The sequence below is a fragment of the Clostridium guangxiense genome (genome assembly GCF_021043395.1).
Classification (GTDB): Bacteria; Bacillota; Clostridia; order Clostridiales; family Clostridiaceae; genus Clostridium_S; species Clostridium_S guangxiense.
In genome coordinates, this window is record NZ_JAJNKE010000012.1 from 65,399 (window position 1) to 87,261 (window position 21,863).

At 28.4% G+C, this 21,863-nt stretch carries 25 protein-coding genes and 1 pseudogene; 4 read left to right on the forward strand and 22 right to left on the reverse strand.

The features are described 5' to 3' along the window. Positions 1 to 2 precede the first annotated feature (2 nt). From rplI to LQK79_RS09360, 10 genes and pseudogenes are all read right to left on the reverse strand, one after another. A complete protein-coding gene (rplI, locus tag LQK79_RS09315; protein WP_231016327.1) occupies positions 3 to 449 on the reverse strand; it encodes a 50S ribosomal protein L9 in 447 nt (148 codons plus the stop codon). Between the two features lies 1 nt (position 450). Then, positions 451 to 2,433: a DHH family phosphoesterase gene (locus LQK79_RS09320; RefSeq protein WP_231016328.1), complete on the reverse strand. Its 1,983-nt coding sequence runs from the start codon at positions 2,431 to 2,433 to the stop codon at positions 451 to 453. A 12-nt stretch (positions 2,434 to 2,445) separates the two neighbouring features. Next, a complete protein-coding gene (locus tag LQK79_RS09325; RefSeq protein WP_231016329.1) occupies positions 2,446 to 3,435 on the reverse strand; it encodes a DUF2232 domain-containing protein in 990 nt (329 codons plus the stop codon). Positions 3,436 to 3,452: 17 nt separating this feature from the next. Next, complete coding sequence (locus LQK79_RS09330) at positions 3,453 to 3,770, reverse strand: MazG-like family protein (protein ID WP_231016330.1); 318 nt, start codon at positions 3,768 to 3,770, stop codon at positions 3,453 to 3,455. A 209-nt stretch (positions 3,771 to 3,979) separates the two neighbouring features. Then, positions 3,980 to 4,846: a hypothetical protein gene (locus LQK79_RS09335; protein WP_231016331.1), complete on the reverse strand. Its 867-nt coding sequence runs from the start codon at positions 4,844 to 4,846 to the stop codon at positions 3,980 to 3,982. A gap of 224 nt (positions 4,847 to 5,070) precedes the next feature. Continuing rightward, positions 5,071 to 5,340, reverse strand: a complete 270-nt coding sequence (rpsR, locus tag LQK79_RS09340; RefSeq protein WP_231016332.1) for a 30S ribosomal protein S18 — start codon at positions 5,338 to 5,340, stop codon at positions 5,071 to 5,073. A 147-nt stretch (positions 5,341 to 5,487) separates the two neighbouring features. After that, positions 5,488 to 5,809 (reverse strand): annotated as a pseudogene (locus tag LQK79_RS09345) (single-stranded DNA-binding protein); the annotation flags it as partial. Between the two features lie 18 nt (positions 5,810 to 5,827). Next, a complete protein-coding gene (gene rpsF / locus LQK79_RS09350) occupies positions 5,828 to 6,115 on the reverse strand; it encodes a 30S ribosomal protein S6 (RefSeq protein ID WP_231016334.1) in 288 nt (95 codons plus the stop codon). A 95-nt stretch (positions 6,116 to 6,210) separates the two neighbouring features. Further along, positions 6,211 to 6,411 carry a DUF951 domain-containing protein gene (locus LQK79_RS09355; RefSeq protein ID WP_231016335.1) on the reverse strand — a complete coding sequence of 67 codons (201 nt, stop codon included), beginning with the start codon at positions 6,409 to 6,411 and terminating at the stop codon, positions 6,211 to 6,213. After that, complete coding sequence (locus LQK79_RS09360) at positions 6,404 to 7,300, reverse strand: mechanosensitive ion channel family protein (protein WP_231016337.1); 897 nt, start codon at positions 7,298 to 7,300, stop codon at positions 6,404 to 6,406. The genes LQK79_RS09355 and LQK79_RS09360 overlap by 8 nt, the downstream gene beginning before the upstream one ends. 325 nt (positions 7,301 to 7,625) lie before the next feature. Between LQK79_RS09360 and yyaC the strand changes: the two genes are divergently transcribed. Continuing rightward, positions 7,626 to 8,228: a spore protease YyaC gene (gene yyaC / locus LQK79_RS09365; RefSeq protein WP_231016338.1), complete on the forward strand. Its 603-nt coding sequence runs from the start codon at positions 7,626 to 7,628 to the stop codon at positions 8,226 to 8,228. A gap of 73 nt (positions 8,229 to 8,301) precedes the next feature. Here yyaC and LQK79_RS09370 read toward each other — a convergent pair whose 3' ends face one another. The 12 genes from LQK79_RS09370 to rpmH form a co-directional block, all read right to left on the reverse strand. After that, complete coding sequence (locus LQK79_RS09370; protein WP_231016340.1) at positions 8,302 to 8,808, reverse strand: DUF4446 family protein; 507 nt, start codon at positions 8,806 to 8,808, stop codon at positions 8,302 to 8,304. Positions 8,809 to 8,858: 50 nt separating this feature from the next. Continuing rightward, on the reverse strand, positions 8,859 to 9,716 hold the full coding sequence (locus LQK79_RS09375; protein WP_231016341.1) for a ParB/RepB/Spo0J family partition protein: 858 nt from the start codon (positions 9,714 to 9,716) through the stop codon (positions 8,859 to 8,861). After that, positions 9,709 to 10,491: a ParA family protein gene (locus LQK79_RS09380; protein WP_331000657.1), complete on the reverse strand. Its 783-nt coding sequence runs from the start codon at positions 10,489 to 10,491 to the stop codon at positions 9,709 to 9,711. Before LQK79_RS09380 ends, LQK79_RS09375 begins: the two co-directional genes overlap by 8 nt. 415 nt (positions 10,492 to 10,906) lie before the next feature. Then, complete coding sequence (locus LQK79_RS09385; protein ID WP_198150094.1) at positions 10,907 to 11,695, reverse strand: ParB/RepB/Spo0J family partition protein; 789 nt, start codon at positions 11,693 to 11,695, stop codon at positions 10,907 to 10,909. A gap of 181 nt (positions 11,696 to 11,876) precedes the next feature. Continuing rightward, complete coding sequence (gene rsmG, locus LQK79_RS09390; RefSeq protein ID WP_231016343.1) at positions 11,877 to 12,596, reverse strand: 16S rRNA (guanine(527)-N(7))-methyltransferase RsmG; 720 nt, start codon at positions 12,594 to 12,596, stop codon at positions 11,877 to 11,879. Between the two features lie 116 nt (positions 12,597 to 12,712). Further along, positions 12,713 to 14,593 carry a tRNA uridine-5-carboxymethylaminomethyl(34) synthesis enzyme MnmG gene (mnmG, locus tag LQK79_RS09395; RefSeq protein WP_231016352.1) on the reverse strand — a complete coding sequence of 627 codons (1,881 nt, stop codon included), beginning with the start codon at positions 14,591 to 14,593 and terminating at the stop codon, positions 12,713 to 12,715. Between the two features lie 8 nt (positions 14,594 to 14,601). Further along, on the reverse strand, positions 14,602 to 15,981 hold the full coding sequence (gene mnmE, locus LQK79_RS09400; protein ID WP_053242842.1) for a tRNA uridine-5-carboxymethylaminomethyl(34) synthesis GTPase MnmE: 1,380 nt from the start codon (positions 15,979 to 15,981) through the stop codon (positions 14,602 to 14,604). Between the two features lie 160 nt (positions 15,982 to 16,141). After that, entirely contained in the window at positions 16,142 to 16,768 is a 627-nt protein-coding gene (jag, locus tag LQK79_RS09405) for an RNA-binding cell elongation regulator Jag/EloR (RefSeq protein ID WP_053242843.1), read from the reverse strand. A gap of 28 nt (positions 16,769 to 16,796) precedes the next feature. Then, positions 16,797 to 17,576, reverse strand: coding sequence for a membrane protein insertase YidC (gene yidC / locus LQK79_RS09410; protein WP_053242844.1), 780 nt, complete (start codon positions 17,574 to 17,576; stop codon positions 16,797 to 16,799). Positions 17,577 to 17,597: 21 nt separating this feature from the next. Next, positions 17,598 to 17,846, reverse strand: a complete 249-nt coding sequence (gene yidD, locus LQK79_RS09415; RefSeq protein ID WP_231016345.1) for a membrane protein insertion efficiency factor YidD — start codon at positions 17,844 to 17,846, stop codon at positions 17,598 to 17,600. Continuing rightward, positions 17,824 to 18,183 carry a ribonuclease P protein component gene (gene rnpA, locus LQK79_RS09420; RefSeq protein ID WP_231016346.1) on the reverse strand — a complete coding sequence of 120 codons (360 nt, stop codon included), beginning with the start codon at positions 18,181 to 18,183 and terminating at the stop codon, positions 17,824 to 17,826. Before rnpA ends, yidD begins: the two co-directional genes overlap by 23 nt. Before the next feature lie 58 nt (positions 18,184 to 18,241). Beyond that, positions 18,242 to 18,376, reverse strand: a complete 135-nt coding sequence (gene rpmH / locus LQK79_RS09425; RefSeq protein WP_053242846.1) for a 50S ribosomal protein L34 — start codon at positions 18,374 to 18,376, stop codon at positions 18,242 to 18,244. 541 nt (positions 18,377 to 18,917) lie between these two features. On the opposite strand from rpmH, the gene dnaA reads away from it, so the two are divergent. The 3 genes from dnaA to yaaA all read left to right on the forward strand — a co-directional run bounded on the left by dnaA (position 18,918) and on the right by yaaA (position 21,858). Beyond that, complete coding sequence (gene dnaA / locus LQK79_RS09430) at positions 18,918 to 20,267, forward strand: chromosomal replication initiator protein DnaA (RefSeq protein ID WP_053242847.1); 1,350 nt, start codon at positions 18,918 to 18,920, stop codon at positions 20,265 to 20,267. 254 nt (positions 20,268 to 20,521) lie between these two features. Next, the gene (gene dnaN / locus LQK79_RS09435; protein ID WP_053242848.1) at positions 20,522 to 21,622 is read left to right on the forward strand and encodes a DNA polymerase III subunit beta; all 1,101 of its coding nucleotides are present in this window, start codon (positions 20,522 to 20,524) and stop codon (positions 21,620 to 21,622) included. Between the two features lie 29 nt (positions 21,623 to 21,651). Next, on the forward strand, positions 21,652 to 21,858 hold the full coding sequence (gene yaaA, locus LQK79_RS09440; protein ID WP_053242849.1) for a S4 domain-containing protein YaaA: 207 nt from the start codon (positions 21,652 to 21,654) through the stop codon (positions 21,856 to 21,858). Positions 21,859 to 21,863 lie beyond the last annotated feature (5 nt).

Consider the following 21,863-nt stretch of genomic DNA (forward strand, 5'->3'; position numbering starts at 1 on the left):
CTCTACTTAGTTTCTGAAATAGAAACAACTATTTTTGTAGAAATTTCGGGATATAACTTAAGTTCTATTTCGTAATTTCCAAGCTGCCTTATTGTTTCAGTATTAATTTTCTTTTTATCTATATCCACTTTAAATTGACTTTTTATTTGCACTGCTATATCCTTGCTTGTTATAGCTCCAAAAAGTCTTCCATTATTGCCAGCCTTAGCTGAAATTTTAACTACTTTTCCTTTAAGTTCATCTGCTAACTTTTGTGCTGCTTCTGTTTCTGCTACTTTCTTTCTTCTTTCAGCTTCTTTTTGCAAATTAAGTGTATGAACATTAGTTGCATTAGCTTCTTTAGCTAAGTTTTTGGGTAGCAAGAAATTTCTTGCATAACCATCAGATGCTTCTATTACATCCCCTTTTTTTCCTGATCCTTTTATATCCTTTAATAATATTACTTTCATTTTATTCACCTTCCCTTAAGTATTTATCTATTGCTTCATTTAAATCTATAAGAACATCCTCTATAGAAGATGATTTTATCTTCGCACCAGCCATAGTAATATGGCCTCCTCCTCCAAGTGCTTCTAGTATTAACTGAACATTTACATCTCCAAAAGATCTGCCACTTATTAATGTTTCGCTTTTTATCTTAACAAGTACAAAAGATGCTTGAATTCCAGTTATATTTAGAAGCTCATCTGCTGCTTGCGCTGCTAATATATTATCCTGTATATCCTTAGGACATATTGCAATTGCAATCTTTTCATGTACTATCTTTGCAGACTGTATTATTTGTGACTTCTTTATATAGCTTTCAAGATCACTTGAAAAAAGTTTTTTTACATCTATTGTATCAGCTCCATTTTTTCTTAAATAAGCCGCTGCTTCAAATGTTCTTACACCCGTCTTAAAATAAAAATTCTTTGTATCTACGCAAATTCCTGCAAGAAGTGCTTCTGCTTCAACAGGTTTTATACTATAATTTTCATCCATATACTGAATCATTTCTGTTACAAGTTCGGAGGTAGAAGATGCATACGGCTCAACATAACTTAAAATAGCATTTTCAATATAATTTGCGGATCTTCTGTGATGATCAATTATAACAACCTTTCCGGCTTTATCAAGAAGCTTTTCATTTAATACATAACTTCTACTATTTACATCATCCAATATTAAAAGACTCTTTTCGTCTATAAGCTCTAATGCAGCTTCACTTCTTATAAATGCATTGTTATATTCCTCATAAGCCTTCAACTTTTCTACAATGTACGTTACACTTCTATTCGCATTATCAAGTACAATATGACATTTATCATTTATGCTTCGTAAAACGCTATATAGACCTATTCCTCCACCTATACAATCTATATCTGGATTTACATGCCCCATTACCAAAACATTACTACTTTCCCTAACAAGATCTACAAGTGACTGTCCTATAACCCTAGCACGTACCTTAGTTCTCTTTTCAACTTCTTTTGTTTTTCCTCCATAAAATGATAACTGTTCTCTGTTTTTAATTACAATTTGGTCTCCACCGCGTCCTAATGCAAGTTCCTTGGCCATAGATGCATATTTATAATTGTCAATTGGAGTATCTCCTCCACTTCCAATTCCTATGCTTAAAGTTACCGCAAGAGTATTCCCCATATCTATTTCTCTTATTTCATCGAGAATTTCAAACTTCCTTTTAGCTTCATCACTCAATTTTTCATTTTGAACTACAAGCACATACTTTCCTGTTGCATACTTTTTAAACATCGCATTTAAACTTTGGGCATAGCTATTTATATATCTTTCAATCTGAGCTATTAATAAAGGTTTTTTATCTTCTGGTGTACTTTTTACAACTTCATCAAGATTATCAACTTCTAACAAGAATACAGACCACTTTAAACTTTCAATTTCTTCTTTAAGCTTATGTTTATCCGTAACATCATAGAAGTATATAAGAATAATATTTTCATTTTTATTTTCATAAGTACTTATTAAGCTAGTGTGAATATTATAATATTTATCATTAAGTTTTATATATTCATAACTTTCAACTTTTTTATTTAAAATTTTTGATACAATATCTTCTTTTATGATTTGAGATATATTACTTCCTAAAATATTCCCTCCAGCTATATCTGATATGCTTTGGTTGTGCCATAGTATATTTCCACTTTCACTAATAATAATAAGTGGAAATGGAAGTTTAATAAGAGTACTTCTTGTTGCACTATCCAAATTAGAAGAAAAACTTTCTATAAATTTTCTCCACTCATCTTTTTTTAATCGTAAATTCTTTATGTTATAAGCAAGAAGAATTAAAAATATAATTAGAGAAATAGATCCAATTAGATAATGTCTATAAAAAATCAAACATACTATAAGTATTGAAGTTATAACCATATAAATTTTATTGCTGTTATAAAAATCTTTGTACTTATTATCCATATTAACCACCCGTTATTTCTTATTAATGCCTTTAGTTGCAGCCTTTCTAAAATCAACAAAAGCATCTAATAACCCTAAAAACACATATCCATATGCTGTTGCTGGAAATATTAAAGTTATTATAATTATTAAAAACATTAATGCACTATTAATATGAAATTTATCTTTTAAAATATTTACTACTAATGAAATACCGCATATTAGTAGTGCCCCTTCGCCAATAATCATTACTGTAGTGTATATCATTCCTCCAGGCCAAATATTAAAACTATCCATTATGATTCCAATGCAAATACCAATAATTCCAAATGCAACTCCTAAATTATGCATATGTATCTTGGTAAATTGTATCATACTAGGAACCTCTAATTTCATTCTTTTTAAAAAATATATAGCAATAGCACATTCTATATATGAATACAAAACTGAGTTAATGATAACTAGTGATGGAATTAAACTTTTTAAAGATTCTTTGCTAAATGCCTCACTCAAAGGATCTATGATCGTATTTATTTGACTTTGAGTCATGCCATTATTAAGGTAGATATTTTTCACATCGTTAATCGTACCTTGAAACATCTTAGAAACATTTCCTAATAACGTTGAATAATCCATGCCAGTAAAAACTTTAATTAATATTGTAAAATAAACTATTGCAAATACAATACAAATTCCAGTTATAATAGCAATCGTAATACCAGTTTTAATCTTATTTTTTATACAATATCCTAAAATAGTACTAATAATTGCTACCATGATAAAAATTGATACTGCACTAGCCATATCAATACTTACAATACTAACTATGAAAGCAGCCAAAAGAATAGCACAAAAATATTTAAGGTCATATTTTACATACACATAAACTGCTGGCAGTGGCAAAATAAAATTAATTAATAAATTTAAAGGTACATACGTACTTAAATAAATAAATATTGCCAATGCAACTGCACAGATTCCTACCTGCATGAAGTTCTTTATATTTAAATTTTTTTCTTGCATTTTTCCTCCAAAATTACCTAATTTCTTTCTTTTAAATGATTATATAACTTTGTCAAATCCTTTCCATCCTTCTCTATATTGTCTTCTTCAATTATACCCAATTTTAATTTTTTTTTCATATTTTCATCTATTTCTATATGTGAATACCCAAGTCTATTTCCTAATATATATAATATTATTATTGCTCCAGAAATACAATCTAAAATTGCATCTTGAGCAGCATTTGCACCTTTAGTTAAAATTTTAAACAAATCTCCTACAACACATAATAAATCTGCTTTTAAGCTTTCTATTATTTTTATATCAGACATTATTTTAAATTCTTCTTTTTTCATCTACATCCCCCCAAAGTCCATAACTATATTTTAGTTATTTTTAAATATTTATGCAACATATAGTAAAACCAGTTCAACTAATATCCCTGTATGCTTCATAAGCCCTTGAAAATTGAAATCTTCAAACATAAATAGATTAAGTTTCTCTATACCTTTACACTCATAAATAATAAATATCCCTCTCACAATCTATTGCAAGAGGGAGTTTACTATTTACCTTTTACTTCATTTCCTTGAGCATCTACTTTAACAGTCTTCGTTGTTTCTATATTAAATATTTTCCATTCACCATTTACAAGTCTAAGATGATAGTATCCTACAATCTTGGAATTATTATAATCTGAATGCTTTGTATCTATACATGTTTCTTCAAAATATATTACTGTATCCTTATTTGGATCTGTACTTTTCTTCTTTGTAGACCTTGTTGCTTCTAATAATGTGTATTTTACATCATACTTATTAAAAGAAGTTAACATATCATTTTTGATTTTATCATAGGAATCTTCATCGTTTGAATCAAATGTGCTCATATAATCATCTATTTTTTTGTCGTTAGCAGCTTTTATATTCTTATATAAAACATCAAATATCTTGTCAGTATATTCAGTTTTTAATAAGGCTTCATCTGTTATTTTCCACTTTCCATCAATTTTTTTCAGATAATCAACATAAAGAATCCTATTATTTAAAAATCCTGGTCCTTTTTCTTTCTTAGAGTTTTCCTTAACCTTGTTAGTTTCTTCAACTTGAACTTGCGCTTTATCCTTTGTTCTATTTAGTACCGTAGATTTAACTACACTTGTGCTCATATCATATTGATCAGAGAAATATATCTTTTTGTCACTTTTTACTTTGTCATATATAGATGACTTATTGTCATAATAATCCATATAATCATCAAATTTATTATTATTAATAGCCTTTACCTTACCGTCGACAACGCTAGCAATATCCGGATCTTCAGTGGAAACTCTTGTCCCCTTTGTGCTGCTGTTCTTAGTTCCGCTTGAACTACATCCCACAATAGAAATACATAACATGATCACTACAATGAATGAAGAAATCTTTTTCATCAATATCCCACCTAATTTAATATAATTTGTTTTCAACTACTGCCTTTTATTTTAACACATTGACATAATATAAATCAACAATATAAGCAAACTACAAATTTATTCACTATAAGTAACCTTATACATGCCTGGTAAAATAACTCCAAGATAGTCTATTTTTTAATAAAAAATAGACTATCTCAATTACAATTTAAGATAGTCTATTCTATGTTACAAATAATTAATTATTCTGTTGTAAATGGTAATAAAGCTATGTTTCTTGCTCTTTTAATTGCTATTGTTAATTCTCTTTGATGCTTTGCGCAATTTCCAGAAATTCTTCTTGGAAGAATCTTACCACGCTCTGTAACATATTTTCTTAATTTATTTATATCTTTATAATCTATAGATTCAGATTTTTCCATGCAGAAAGCACAAATCTTTTTCTTCATTCTTCTGTTCTTTCCACCAGGTCTTCTGCCATCTCTTTCTTTATTTCCGTTATCTCTACCCATTTTCTTTCCTCCTTACCTTAAGAATTTAAATTTAGAAAGGAATATCTCCATCATCAATTGGCGTTATATTGTCATCCGGGAATTGAGCTGGACTACTTCCATTTCCTTCACTAAATTGCGATGCTAAATTAGCTTGATTAGAATTACCTGAGTTACCCCATTCTAAGAATTGTACCTCATCTGCAACAATTTCAGTTACATATCTTTTAGTACCATCCTTAGCATCGTAAGATCTCGTTTGTATTCTCCCACTTACTCCCATAAGTTTACCTTTACTCATATAGTTAGCTGTAGATTCTGCTTGTTTTCCCCATACTACTATAGGAATAAAATCAGCTTCTTGCTGACCTTCTTTTTTAAAGCGTCTATCTACTGCTAAAGTAAATGAAGCAACAGCAGTTCCATTACCGGGAGTAAATCTTAATTCTGGATCTTTAGTTAATCTACCTATTAAGACAACCTTGTTCATACAAAACCACCCTTAATATTATTTTTCTGTGTTAATTATTAAGTGTCTTATAATGCTATCAGTAATTCTAAATACTCTGTCTAATTCTTTAGGTAATTGTGCATCTGATTTAAAATTCATTAAAACGTAAAAACCTTCGTTCAATTTATTTATTTCATAAGCAAGTTTTCTCTTGCCCCATAAATCTACGTTTTCTACTTCTCCACCACCATTTTCAACTATAGCCTTAAATTTTTCTACATTAGCATTAAGAGCTTCTTCTTCTAACGATGGATTAAGTATAAATAAAGTTTCATACTTATTCATTATTTCACCTCCTCCCTATGGTCTAACGGCTGTGATATAAAAACTCCACAGCAGGGACTCACATTATATTATTATATATAATAATGTAAATAAAATCAAATGTTTTTTTCTTTTTTTTCTAATATATTTTTTAATCCCTTTACAAATTTAGCTCTCGGGAGCATAATAATTCTTCCGCAATTTACACACTTTATTTTCACATCAGCACCTGTCCTTATTACTTCCCATTTATTAGTTCCACATGGATGCTGCTTTTTCATTTCAACTATATCTCCCAAATCAAATTCTTTATTCAACTTTATCACCCCTTATAACTTGAACCTTATTATATGGTATTTCTATTTTAGCATAATCTAATCCTTCTTTTATAAGTTTCCTAAGTTCATTTTCATTTTGCCACTGCTTCATATTTTTCACTTTTCCAACTACTTTAATATTAATTCCACTGGCTGCAAGTTCCGTTACCCCATTAACCTTAGGCTTTTCCACTATGTCCTCATTTTTCTCTGAAAACTTATCACAAACGCTATTAATTATACTTATTGCCTTATCTATGCTCTCCTCGTATGCAATTCCAACATTTACTGTTATTGCTTTAGGTCCTTTTGAATGATTTGTAATACTTGATATTTTGCTGTTTGGAATTATATGTAAATCCCCGTTAAAATTTCTTATTTTCGTTATTCTAAGTTCTATACTTTCAACTATTCCAGAAGCATCATCTATTGTAACATAATCTCCAACAACATATTGATCTTCTAGCAAAATAAAAAATCCATTAATTATATCTTTGATTAAACTTTGAGCTCCAAAACCTATAGCGACACCACCAACACTAGCAATTCCAAGACTTATTGTACTTAAAAGCTTAGATCCAAAAAATTGTGTTAATATACCTACTATGCCAAAGAAATATATAGCATATTTCACAAGACTTTTTAATATTGCTCCTAATGTTTTAGATCTTTTTTTATCCAATGAAAACCTAAATTGTTCTTGTTTCTTTATTGTCTTATCTACAATTTTATTGGTTATTTTTATTGCTATATACATTATTATAATTATGAATATAATTTTTATAGAAATATATATTCCATTATATATATTTAATGATATACCATTTATATTCAATATTCCACTTTCTACATCGAATTTAAGTCTCAAAAATGTGCCTATATTAATCAAATAAAAATCCTCCTAAATAATATATTTCAAGTATGATTATAATATTTTTTTTAAGTATATTGCAATAATATTTTTGTGAATTGTGAATTAAAAAACATTATTTATATAATCTTGATATTTGGATTTTTAGCATTTCAGATAATACATATATAGTAACTTTTCATCCCCATAAATTCTTATACATCAATTAATTTTATTTTAAGTGTAACATTAACTGTATTTATACCGTATACTGGAAATGATTCATTGAATTAAATTATAAATTATCACTTATGTATAAAATCCTAAATTATGGCAATCCTTATAACATAAGGAGGTTTTTTATATGATTGAAAAAACTATCTTTAATTGTGAGGATTCTAATTCAATTTTCCAAATAAGAGATTGCTTAAGCAAAGAAATAATTAATATAATAAAAAATAATAGAGACTTAATAATTTTATGTATAGGCACTGATAGATCAACTGGAGATAGTTTAGGTCCTCTGGTTGGAGATAAATTAAAATTTCTTTTAAGAAATAAAATTATACTTCTGGGAAATTTAGAGAATCCAATTCATGCTAAAAATATATGTAAAGCATTAAAAAAGATCAAAGGTTCTTATTCTAACCCTTATATAATAGCTATTGACGCATCACTTGGCAGTATTCAAAACGTTGGAAGCATAATTATAGAAAGTAAACCTATTTTTCCTGGATCAGCTATGAATAAAAAGCTTCCACCCGTTGGTGATTTAAGTATAACTGGTATAGTTAATGTATCCGGAGCTCTTGAATTTATGGTTTTACAAAATACACGTTTGTTTACTGTTATGAAAATCGCCGATACAATTTCAAAAGGTTTATATCATTCAATAATAAAAACAATGGGAACTGTAAATTTAAACATTACAAAACCACTAGATATTAATGATATTTTTGAAGTTTAACTATGCTTCCTTACTAAAAAACTTTATAAAAAATAGAGGTACTAAAGCTTCCTCTATTTTAACATGTATTTTTTTATCCATTTACCTTAGAACTTACTTGTTTTAAAACTTCCTTTTCCTCTTCAGATAGATCATATCTAGACAAGCCTTTATTTATCGGCTTGGCATATGTAAAGCTTTCATCTCTACCATATATACTAGTTATAATTACGCCATCATAATTATCATCCAAAAGTGCCAATGAAAAACTCAAGTCACTTCCTACGTTATCAAAAGCCTTGTATCTAACTATGCCTACATTTTGTATTGATTTTTTTACTCTTCCATCTATATTATTATATATATTTCTAACTTCTTTCGATTCTTCCTCAACCTTATCTATCTTGTTCATATAAGTTGTTATAATCTTTTCTAAATTTTCACCTTCAACTCCACGCATAAGCTTTTTATATTTTCTTTGTAGTTTTGTCGAAGAATGCATACATAAAATCACCAATATAAGCAACATGATAACTATAATCACTAGCGCCATAGTTATATATTCACTAATACCACTAAATATTTGTAAAAAATCCTGCATTTAAATTCGTCCTCTCTTTCAATACCTAATTGTTTCACGTGAAACATCTACTAAATTTTTAATATATCTATTATTCTTTGTAAATCTTCATTGGAATAATATTCAATCTCTATTTTACCTTTGTTTTTTCCGTTTTTCAATAATACTTTAGTTCCAAAGTAGCTTTCCAATTTAGATTTAATGTCAGAAACATATGGATTATTGTTTTCTTCTGTTTTTTTCTTATTATCCTGTTTTGGTTTTTTATAATAATCTTTTATTAAATTTTCTGTATCTCTAACACTTAAATCTTCATCTATAATTGCTTGTGCTAACTTATATTGTACATTTTTATCCTCGACAGAAAGAAGTGCTCTTCCATGTCCCTCAGATATAACTTCATCAATTAAGTAATCCTGAACTCTCGTATCTAAATTTAAAAGTCTCATACAATTAGTAATAGCTACTCTCGATTTACCAACTCTCTTACCTAACTCTTCCTGTGTTAAATTAAAATCATCCAAAAGTTTTTTATAAGCCTTTGCTTCTTCTATCGGATTTAAATCTTCTCTTTGAATATTTTCAATTAGCGATATTTCAAGCAAATCCTTTTTAGTGGCATCTATAATGACTGCTGGAATTTCAGTTAATCCTATACTTTTAGCTGCTCTCCATCTTCTTTCACCAGCTACAATTGTATATATATCTCCCTCCTTTTTTAAAACGAGTGGCTGTATTATACCATGCTCTTTTATTGATTCGGCCAATTGAGATATTTTTTTTTCATCAAAATATTCTCTTGGCTGCTCTTTATTAGGTTTTATTAAATTTAATTCTATTTTATTAATAGATTGGTTTTCTTCCTTGATAAGGTTATTATCTTGTATTAAAGCACCTAAGCCTCTTCCTAATCCACTTTTCTTATTCAACTTTTTCACTTCCTTTTTGCCTTTTTAGGAATTCTTCTGTTAAATTATAATAGCACTCAGCTCCTTTACATTTGTCATCGTAAAGAACTATTGGTAGTCCATAACTTGGGGATTCCGCTAACCTAATATTTCTAGGTATCGTTGTACTATATAATCTATCGCTAAAATATTTTTTAACTTCATTAGCAACTTCATTGGATAATTTTGTTCTATTATCATACATAGTTAAAATTATACCTTCTATTTCTAGTGAACTGTTTAGTGATCTTTTAACAAGTTGTACCGTATTAACAAGTTGTCCTACTCCTTCTAAAGCATAGAATTCAGCTTGAATTGGAATTAAAACACTTTGAGATGCTGTTAATGCATTCACAGTTATAATACCTAATGATGGTGGACAATCAATAAATATATAATCGTACTCTTTTTCTATTTCTTTTATCTTTTCTTTTAAAATTTTTTCTCTTCCTTGAAATTGAATCAATTCTACTTCCGAACCCGCAAGTTCTATAGTAGATGGTGCTATATAAAGATTTTTTATAAGTTGACACTCCTGTACTACATCTTCAATAGATGTGTCATTAATTAAAACATCATACACAGATTTCTCCAAAAGATTTTTATCGATTCCAAGTCCACTTGTAGTGTTACCCTGAGGATCTATATCTATTGTTAGAACCTTGTATCCTTTCATTGCTAAATATGTACATAAATTAATATTAGTAGTTGTTTTGCCAACTCCACCTTTTTGATTAAAAATACTTATTACTTTCAATTTTATCACCACCATTTTATTTTATGTTGCATTATATATATATTATAATATTTAAAGCATATTTAATAAATACATTTTATTTCCTAAATAAAAAAAATCATTTTTTTATTATTCTTTTAAAACATATCCTTTTATAAAAATATTAATTTTATATATATAATAAAATTGAAGAGGGCATACTTATCCCTCTTCAATTTAAACGTACTTTATTAAAGACTTTACCCAAAAATGTTAATATTATATGCCAAATTTCATTAACGACATAAATCTTTATCAGCATTCCCTTAAAATCTAGCCTTATAAATATCATAATATAATTGTAAAGCCCCATAATATTGACTTTTTAAATATCTCTGGTATAGCTTTGCACTCTGGTAATGTTTCACGTGAAACATCTTAAACAAAACAGATGCAATTAAACTTTTTTTGATATTACTACTGTTACTTCTATTTTATCATCCAATTCTTTTGATCTGTATTTTGCATCAATTCCGTATTTATCAAAAACTTGCTTTATAGTATTAATATAAATTTTAGGACTAAAAACCCCCTTAATTCTCTTTTTACCGTCTTCTCCTATATTGTTTTCCTTATCATGAATTTCTTCCAATTTATTTTTTACTAATTCTTCAGTCTTTTTTACATTTAAGCCCTTTTTTATAACGATTTTAACTATATCTAACTGCATACTTTCATCATTTAGTTTCAGCAATGCTCTTGCATGTCTTTCAGTTAAGTTATTTTTTAGAAGAAGTTCTACAACTTTTGCACTTAATTTTAGCAATCTTAATTTATTAGCTATAGTTGACTGCTTCTTTCCTATCCCTTCTGCAAGCTTTTCTTGAGTATATCCGTGTTCTTTAATTAGATTATAATAAGCTTCAGCCTCTTCCATGTAATTTAAATCTTCTCTTTGTAAATTTTCAAGCAAAGCAATTGCTGCCGATTGCTTGTTTGTTATATCTATAACTATCGATGGTACTTCTCTTAATCCAATAATTCTTGCAGCCTTTAATCTTCTTTCACCAGCAACAAGTTCATACCTATCATCTGGTGCTTTTCTAACCGTAATCGGTTGTATTATTCCATAAGCTTTTATTGATTGTGCTAATTCATTTAATGCATTTTCGTTAAAATACTTTCTTGGTTGATATGCATTTGAATATATACTATCGGTTGATATGTATACAATATTATCCATAATAAAAATCATTCCTTTAACGCTAATTTATATAAAAAATCAGTTTAGCATCATACAGTAAAACTAATTCAACTAATATCACATAGCCTTGTCTATGCTTTTTAATTATTGACGCATAAACCTATACTGGTTTCACCATAGTTAGTTTTATCACTGGCTTATATTTTTGAATGTATAATCTACTTTATTTAATTGGCTTTTTATTTACTGTTCCCGCACGCCTAGGATATTGTTTTGGTGTACATTTAATCTTTTTAATTATAACTAGATTATGCTTTAGGTCACTATCTTGAAAACTAACCTGAATGATATCTTCTATTTTTCCTCCAAGTACACTAATTGCCTTCTTTGCTTCACTTATTTCTTCTTCAACAGCAGGTCCTTTTAATGCAATAAAATATCCATTCTTTTTTACAAATGGCATGCAAAACTCAGCTAATACTGCCATATTTGCTACTGCTCTTGAGATTGCAACATCAAATTTCTCTCTATAATTTAAATCAGCTCCAAAGTCTTCTGCTCTACCATGAATTGTTTTTATTCCATCTAATTTAAGCTGATCTATAATTTCATTTAAGAAATTAATTCTTTTTTGAAGTGAATCCAAAAGCACAACTTCTGCTTTATCATTCATAATTTTGATAGGGATACCAGGAAGTCCAGCTCCTGTACCAACATCTATAATTTTAATAGAAGCATCTAAACCTTTAAACTCAAAAGCCTTTATTGAATCAACAAAATGTTTAATTATAATCTCTTTATCGTCAGTAATAGCAGTGAGATTTACTTTTTCATTCCATTCTTTCATTAAATCCTTATATTTAATAAATTTATTATACTTTTCTTCATTTATTTCTAAGCCAATATTTTCACATTCCGTTTTTATTATATCAAAATATTGCATATTTTTCCTCCATATATTTTAAATTTAGGCTTTATTTAAATAAGTGTCGATTCTTACACTTATTTAAATAAAGCTTCCTTTTTCTTATCAATATTCCTTTAAATAATAGCTTAAACTTACCTTTTTCTTGAAAGTTGTTCTACATATATCATAAGCACAGAAATATCAGATGGAGAAACACCAGAAATTCTAGATGCTTGACCTAAGTTAACCGGTCTAGCTTTGGATAACTTTTGAATAGCTTCTGTTCTCAAATTTTTAACATCATTATAGTCTATTTCTGAAGGTATTAACCTTTTTTCAAACTTTTTAAATTGTTCTACTTGTTCCATCTGCTTTTCTATATATCCTTCATATTTTACCATTATATCAATTTCATCTATAACATCATCTGATAATTTATTTCTTTCTGTATCTAAGTTAAACACTTTTCTATAGTCAAGTTCTGGTCTCTTAATTAATTCATATAAAGAAATTGGCTTTTTTAGGGTAGTAGAACTTAAACTTTCAAGAAACTCATTTACTTCCCTTTTATTTGTAATCTGAATAGATTTTAATCTTTCAATTTCATTCTCTATTTGGTTTTTCCTATTTAAAAACTTATTATACCTGTCATCTTTAACAAGTCCTATTTTTCTTCCTATTTCAGTAAGCCTTAAATCAGCATTATCCTGTCTTAAAATAAGTCTATACTCAGCCCTTGAAGTCATCATCCTATAAGGTTCATTTGTTCCCTTCGTAACTAAGTCATCTATTAGAACGCCTATATATGCATCAGCTCTACTTAATATTAAAGGCTTCTTACCTTCTACCTTTAATGCTGCATTTATACCTGCCATTATACCTTGTGCAGCTGCTTCCTCATATCCTGAGCTTCCATTAAATTGTCCAGCTCCAAACAAACCATCAACATTTTTAAATTCTAATGAAAGTCTCAATTGCATAGGATCAATTGAATCATATTCTATAGCATATGCTGTTTTGAGAATTTCGACATTTTCTAGCCCTGAAACAGTTCTTAACATTCTGATTTGTACTTCCTCTGGAAGTGAACTCGACATTCCACCTACATATAACTCATTGATATTTTCACCTTCTGGTTCTATAAACACCTGATGCTGCTTCTTGTCTGGAAATCTCATAACCTTATCTTCTATTGATGGGCAATACCTAGGGCCAACACTTTTTATTGATCCATTATATAAAGGAGATCTATCTATATTGTCTCTTATAACTTTGTGGGTATTATCATTTGTGTATGTCAAGTAGCATGATATTTGATCTCTTTCAAGCTTTTCATTCATAAATGAAAATGGAGTTATTCTTTCATCGCCTTTTTGTTCTGACATTTTAGAAAAATCCACACTTCTTTTATTTATTCTTGCTGGTGTTCCAGTTTTAAATCTTCTTAATTTTATTCCAGCTTTAATCAAAGAATCAGATAATTCATTTGCAGGGAATAAGCCACTTGGTCCTCCGCTATAATTTACCTCTCCAATTATAATTCTTGCCTTCAAGTAAGTACCAGTAGCAAGAATTACAGTCTTTGTAGAAAAGTACGCGCCATTTTTAGTAAGTACTCCCTTAACCTTACCATTTTCTATATCTATACTCACAACTTCTATTTGCCTTAAATATAAATTTTCTTGCCCTTCAATTGTTTGTCTCATAGTTATTGAATATTTTTCCTTATCAGCTTGAGCTCTTAATGAATGAACTGCAGGTCCCTTTGATAAATTAAGCATTCTTGATTGAATAAAAGTCTTATCTATATTCCTTGCCATCTCACCACCAAGAGCATCTAGTTCTCTTACAAGATGCCCTTTAGCTGTTCCTCCTACATTCGGATTGCATGGCATCATAGCAACACTATCAAGATTCATAGTGCACATTAATGTTTTGCATCCCATTCTTGCCGCAGCAAGTCCTGCCTCGCATCCTGCATGTCCGGCACCTATTACTATAACATCATATTCATCAGAAAAGTATTTTACCATATTATCACCTATTTTCCTAAACAAAAATTTTTAAATATCTTATCTATTAAATCTTCTTCCAAAGTATCTCCAGTAATTTCTCCAAGATATGTCCAAGCATTTCTAATGTCAATAGACGCTAAATCTATTGCATCTGTATTTTTCAATGCATTTAAAGCAGCCTCGCAACTTTCCCTTGCATTTATTAAGGCTTCTTTATGTCTTGAATTTGTAATTATAAGTTCCTTCGAACTTATATCTCCCTTAAAAAATAATTCTTTGATTAAGTTTTTAAGTGCATCTAATCCTTGACCTGTTTTAGTGGAAAATTCTATAATATATTCTCTATTCAAATCTTTGAATATATTTTTATCCATTTTTTCATTTAAATCACATTTATTTAGTAAAACAATATATTTTTTGTATTTAATCTCATTAATTATTTTTATATCCTCAGAATCAATTTCTTTACTAGAATCCACCATAAAGATTATTAAATCTGCATCTTCTATTTTTTCTTTAGATTTTTCAACTCCTATTTTTTCAACTTCATCATCAGTTTCTCTTATGCCTGCAGTATCGACTATTTTTATGGGTACACCTGAAATATTTATATATTCTTCAATAACATCACGTGTAGTACCGGGTATATCTGTAACTATTGCCCTTTTTTCTTTTAACAACAAATTAAGAAGCGATGACTTACCCACATTAGGCTTACCTACAATTACTGTGTTAAGTCCTTCTCTTAAAATCTTGCCTTCATCAGCTGTATCTATTAATCTATTTATTTCACTTAAAATATCCCTTAGTTCTTTTGAAACTTTTTCCCCCGTCATCTCTTCAAGGTCATCTTCTGGATAATCCACCGTAGCCTCTATATGGGCTATCATTTCTAATAAATTATCTCTTAATTTAGTTATTTCCGAGGAAATCTTTCCCTTAGACTGTTCAACTGCCGATTTCATACTTATTTCAGTTTTTGAATTTATGATATCCATAATAGCTTCTGCTTGACTTAAGTCAACTCTTCCATTTAAAAAAGCTCTTTTAGAAAATTCCCCAGGTTCTGCAATTCTAGCTCCGCTCTTTAATACCTCTTCTAATACACTTTTTGTAGGATATGCTCCTCCATGGCAATTTATTTCAACTACATCCTCTGCTGTAAAACTCTTAGGTCCCTTCATGTAGCTAACTATAACTTCGTCTATTATACTTCTATCTTCCAAGCTTACTATACTTCCATACCTCATTGTATAAGAATTCATATCCTTTATACTTCTATTACTTTTAGACATAAATATCTTATCAACTATATTTAATGCTTTGTCTCCTGAAACTCTTATTATAGAAATACCACTACTTCCTACTGCTGTGGATATTGCCGCTATAGTATCAAATTCTTTCATATATTTAAAAGGCCATTAATAAACTTTAACAATTTAAGTTTATCTTTATTAAAGTTTAAATTGATAAACTTTATATCAGCCCTTATTCCTCCCTTCTATATTTGTAATAAAATCACTTTAATTAAAAAGAAAGCCTTAAAAGGCTTTCCCTGTCAAAACTCTAAGATTTCTCCAAATCAACTACAACTCTTCTGAACGGTTCTTCCCCTTCACTATAAGTAGTTATATCTTTATCATTCTGTAATTCAGCATGAATAATTCTTCTTTCATAGGGGTTCATAGGTTCAAGTACAAAAGATCTTTTTTCTACTTTAACTTTATGAGCAATTTTATTAGCTAACCTTCTTAAAGTTTCCTCTCTCTTTGCTCTATAATTTTCAGTATCAACTATAACTCTTTTATATTCGCCATCATTACCTTTATTTATAACTAAGCTAACAAGATATTGAATTGAATCAAGAGTTTCTCCTCTATACCCTATAATTAATCCCATATTGTGTCCAGAAAGATTGATTTTTAAACAGTTATCTGTTTCCTTAATTCTTGTTTCAACCATCATGCCCATATCACTAAATATGTTTTTTAAGAACTTCCTAGCTTCTGAAGTATAATCTTTTTTTAAGGTAACCTTAACTTTAGCTTCTCTCTTACCTATTATATTTAAAATTCCTTTACTTCCTTCATCTAATACTTCTATTTTAACTCTATCTTCTGTTGTCTTAAGCTCTAATAAAGCATTTTTAACTGCCTCATCAATATTCTTTCCCACAGATTCAATACTCTTCATAATTCAACATCCCCCCTTGCATACAAAACTATTTTTTATCCTGTTTTTTATTCTTACTTTTTTTCTTTGGACTTTCAATTGAATCAACACCTACAGCCTTATCCACTCCACTTTCAGTAATTATATTAGACTCTTCAGGTTTCTTAGAAACTAATGCCATTATTACCTTAGTTTGAGCAAACTGAAATATGTTACTTACAACCCAATATAGAACGAGAGCTGCACTAAAATTCCAACTCATCCAAAGAAGCATTATAGACATACCAATATTCATAGTTGTTGACTGCTTAACTTGTGCCGCATCAGCATTTTTAGGTGTTAATAATATTCCAGAAAAATATGTTGTTGCACCAGATAATATAGGTAATATCCATGTAGTCCAATTACTAAATGTAGCCTTTTGAGATAAATCAGAAATCCATAAGAAACCTATGCCCTTTATATGTAAACTATAAAATACATAATAAAGTGCTACTAATATAGGCCATTGTATAAGCATAGGCAAGCATCCACCAAAAGGACTTACATTTTTTTCTTTATAAAGTTTCATAGTTTCTTGTTGAAGCTTTTGAGGATCATTTTTATATTTCTTTTGTAATTCCTTAACTATTGGCTGCAACTCAGTCATACCAACATTGGATTTGATCATTTTTATATTCAATGGAATAAGCACTATTTTTATTAATATTGTAAGTGTAATAATTGCTAGACCATATGAATAATTTTTATCAGGAACAACACTAAAAATCACATTATTTATGCTATTAAAAAATTGAACAAACAAATTGTTCAAAAACTCTATTTTCATTAAATTAAAAGCCTCCTAATATTATTTGACGGGATCATATCCTCCTTTAGAAAAAGGATTACATTTTAAAATTCTTTTTATAGCCATTAAGCTACCTTTTAATGCTCCGTACTTTTCTACAGCTTCTATAGCATACTCAGAACATGTTGGCGAATATTTGCAAACATGCTGTCCTCTTATAAAAAAAGCTGAGGATAGTCCTCTAAACATTGGGGAAGAAGAACATTTTCTATAAAATTCTATGAATTTAATTATAATTTTTTTCATCATTAATTATCAAGCCTGCCTTATTAAACAACTCCAAAAGTGAACTATTAACATCTTTATAAGTTTTATTATTGCAAGCCACTCTAGCTATAATTACATAATCATAACCAATTTTAAATTTATCACTATTCAAACGATAACTTTCACTAATCAATCTCTTAACCCTACTTCTAACTACACTTTTACCTACTTTTTTACTGACAGATATTCCAATTCTACTTATATTTTTATTATCGTTGTTTTTGTACATATATAATACTAATAATTTATTAGAAAAAGATCTTCCTTTTTTATATACTTTTCTAAATTCAGCATTTTTTTTTATACCATTTTGTTTCATTTAAAATAATAACTCCTTTTTTTCCGCAAATTGCAGAAAAAGGCCACAAAAGCGGCCCTTATGCTGTCAATCTTTTTCTTCCTTTATTTCTTCTTCTTTTAAGAACTTTTCTTCCTGATAAAGTACTCATTCTTTTTCTGAAACCATGTTCTCTTTTTCTCTGTTTTTTCTTAGGCTGATATGTCATAAACATTACTATGCACCCCCTTTAAAGGTATACTATTATCTTATTTATAAAAAATACGATATTTCAAAATTAAAGTTTTACTTTATAATTATATATTCACCTTTATTCAATGTCAAGACAAAGGATTTTGTTAATAATTTTTTGTACTACCATAATATTTTTGTGGATAACTTCTTGAATAGCTTATTCCGTTCTGTTATTATTATTGATGAACTGTTAATAACTTATTTAATAATAAAGTTATACACAATTTGTGGATAACCTTGTTGATAACTTATTTTTTTTTCTTTATTTTTACATATACAATATTATTTTTGCACATATAATGCCATTTTATTCATTGCTTATATGTTAATATATATATATTTTTTTATTGTTAATAACTTTTATACTTAAAATATTAATAACATAATTATACACATGTGAATATTTTATAATATATTTGTCAACAACCTACAATAGACTATATTTTCTGTTTATATGTGTGTTAATAATTTAATTATGCTTAATTAATTATGTTTAAAATTTTTTAGACTGGAGGATTACTATGGGACCCCAATTGAAAGAATTATGGGAAAAAACCCTAAAAATAATAAAAGGAGAGTTAACCGAAGTTAGTTTCAACACATGGATAAAAAGTATTACTCCTATATCTATAAGCAAAGATATTATACGCTTTGGTGTTCCTAATCAATTTACTAAAGAAATTCTAGAAAATAGATATAAAGATCTTATAATTAACTCACTAAAAATAATAACAACTAAAAAATATGATTTAATATTTTCTGTTGTTTCAGAGGAAACTATTGATATTGAAGAAAATAATGAAAATATCAAGTCTAAAGATTCTTCTAATAATTCAGAGGATACTTCAACTATGCTTAATCCAAAATATAAGTTTGATTCTTTTGTCATTGGAAATAGCAATAGATTCGCCCATGCCGCTTGTTTAGCAGTTGCCGAAGCCCCTGCTAAAGCTTATAATCCCTTATTTATATATGGAGGAGTTGGACTTGGCAAAACCCATTTAATGCATGCCATTGGACACTATATACTTGAAAATAATCCTAAAGCTAAAGTTGTTTATGTTTCATCTGAAAAATTTACAAATGAACTTGTAAATTCAATAAAAGATGATAAAAATGTTGAATTTAGAACCAAATATAGAAATGTCGACGTTTTATTAATTGATGATGTTCAATTTATTGCGGGTAAAGAACGTACTCAAGAAGAATTTTTCCATACTTTTAATGAACTTCATGAAAATAATAAGCAAATAATCCTATCAAGTGATAGACCTCCTAAGGAAATTCCTACGCTTGAGGATAGACTGCGTTCGAGATTTGAATGGGGCCTTATAGCTGATATACAACCACCTGATTTTGAAACTAGAATAGCAATATTAAAAAAGAAAGCTGACGTTGAAAAATTAGACATCCCAAACGAGGTAATGGTATACATAGCAACAAATATAAAGTCAAATATAAGAGAACTTGAAGGTGCTCTTATAAGAATAGTAGCCTTTTCATCATTAACAAATAAAGAAATAAGCATAGATTTAGCTTCTGAAGCTCTAAAGGATATTATTTCAAACAAACAAAATAAGCAAATAACAATAGAATTAATTCAAGATGTTGTCGCAAGTTACTTTAATATAAAAATAGATGATTTTAAATCTTCAAGACGTACAAGAAATATAACTTACCCAAGACAAATTGCAATGTATCTATGTAGAAAATTAACTGATATGTCCCTACCAAGAATAGGTGAGGAATTTGGTGGTAGAGATCACACAACTGTAATTCATGCATATGAAAAAATATCCGGTGCATTAAAAGATGATGAGGAACTAAAGCATACTATAAAAGAAATAACTAAACGATTTTCTCAAAAATAATAACATATGTTTATTATTTGCTATGAACAAATTGTGGATACTTTTATTTTTTACTTTTCGTGTTAATTATGTTGATAACGTTAAGTACTTATTATTAAATTATCCACAGTTATTTTTTTACTGAATTTATTGATTATCAACAGCTACATAAGTTATCAACAAATTCACAGCCCCTACTACTATTACTACTATATATTATTTATATATCTAACCTATTATAAAAAGATTTATGTTAATAAGGAGGTTTATTTTAAATGAAATTTACATGCCAAAAAAATATATTACAAGAAGCAATATCAATAGTGCAAAAAGCTGTTACTGGAAAATCAACTATGCCTATATTACAAGGTATATTAATAAATGCTAAGAATGATACCTTAGTACTTACAGGATCAGATATAGATTTAAGCATAGAAACAAAAATAAATGTGGATATAGAAGAAAATGGAAGTATAGTTGTAGATGCAAAATTATTTGGTGAAATAATAAGAAAACTTCCTAATGCTGCTGTAGAAGTAAAAACTACTGAAAATAATTGTATAGAAATTATATGCAGTAAGAGTAAATTTACTCTTGTTCATCTACAATCAGAGGATTTTCCAAGTTTGCCTGAAATAAGCGAAGATAAAATTTTTACTATAAATCAAAAAACTTTAAAAAGTATGATAAAAGGAACCATATTTGCTATAGCTCAAGATGAAACAAGACCTATACTTACTGGTGTATTATTTGAGATAAAAAATAAAAAACTAAATTTAGTTGCAATAGATGGATATAGGTTAGCTTTAAAAAGTGATTTTTTAGATAGTGAGGATGTTATTAGTGCAGTAATTCCAGGGAAAACGCTTAATGAAGTGATAAAAATATTGGAAGATGATGGAGATGTCAATATCACATTTACTACTAATCATATATTAATCAATTTAGGTTCAACTAAAATAATATCAAGATTGCTCGAAGGAGAGTTTATAAAATATAATTCTATAATACCAGAAGAGTTCAATCTAAAGGTTATAGCAAAACGTGAAGAATTACTGGAATCCATAGAGAGGGCCTCTCTAGTTGCTAAGGATGGAAATACAAACCTTATTAAATTGAATATAGAAGAAGATGTAATGGTAATAACTTCTAATTCTCAATTGGGAAACGTAAGAGAGGAGATAAATATAATTTTGCAAGGACAGCCTCTTCAAATTGCATTTAACTCAAAATATTTAATTGATGTTCTTAAAATAATGGATGAAGAAGAAATTATCATACAATTTTCAAGCAGCATAAGCCCTTGTATAATGAAAAATAAGGAAAATGATAATTGTATATATTTAGTTTTACCTGTAAGATTAGCTAATAGCTAAAATTTGTTAATAGGAGAATATTAAATAAAATGGAAGAAGTAAGTATAAATTCAGAATTTATAAAATTAGATTCTTTTCTTAAATGGTGCGGAGCAGTTTCACTTGGCTCGGAAGCAAAACTTTATATTTTGAATGAAAAAGTAAAAGTCAATAATGAAATAGAGACAAGAAGAGGCAAAAAACTGTATAAGGGTGATACTGTAGAGTTTGATAATAAAATTTATAAAATTATATAGTGTTA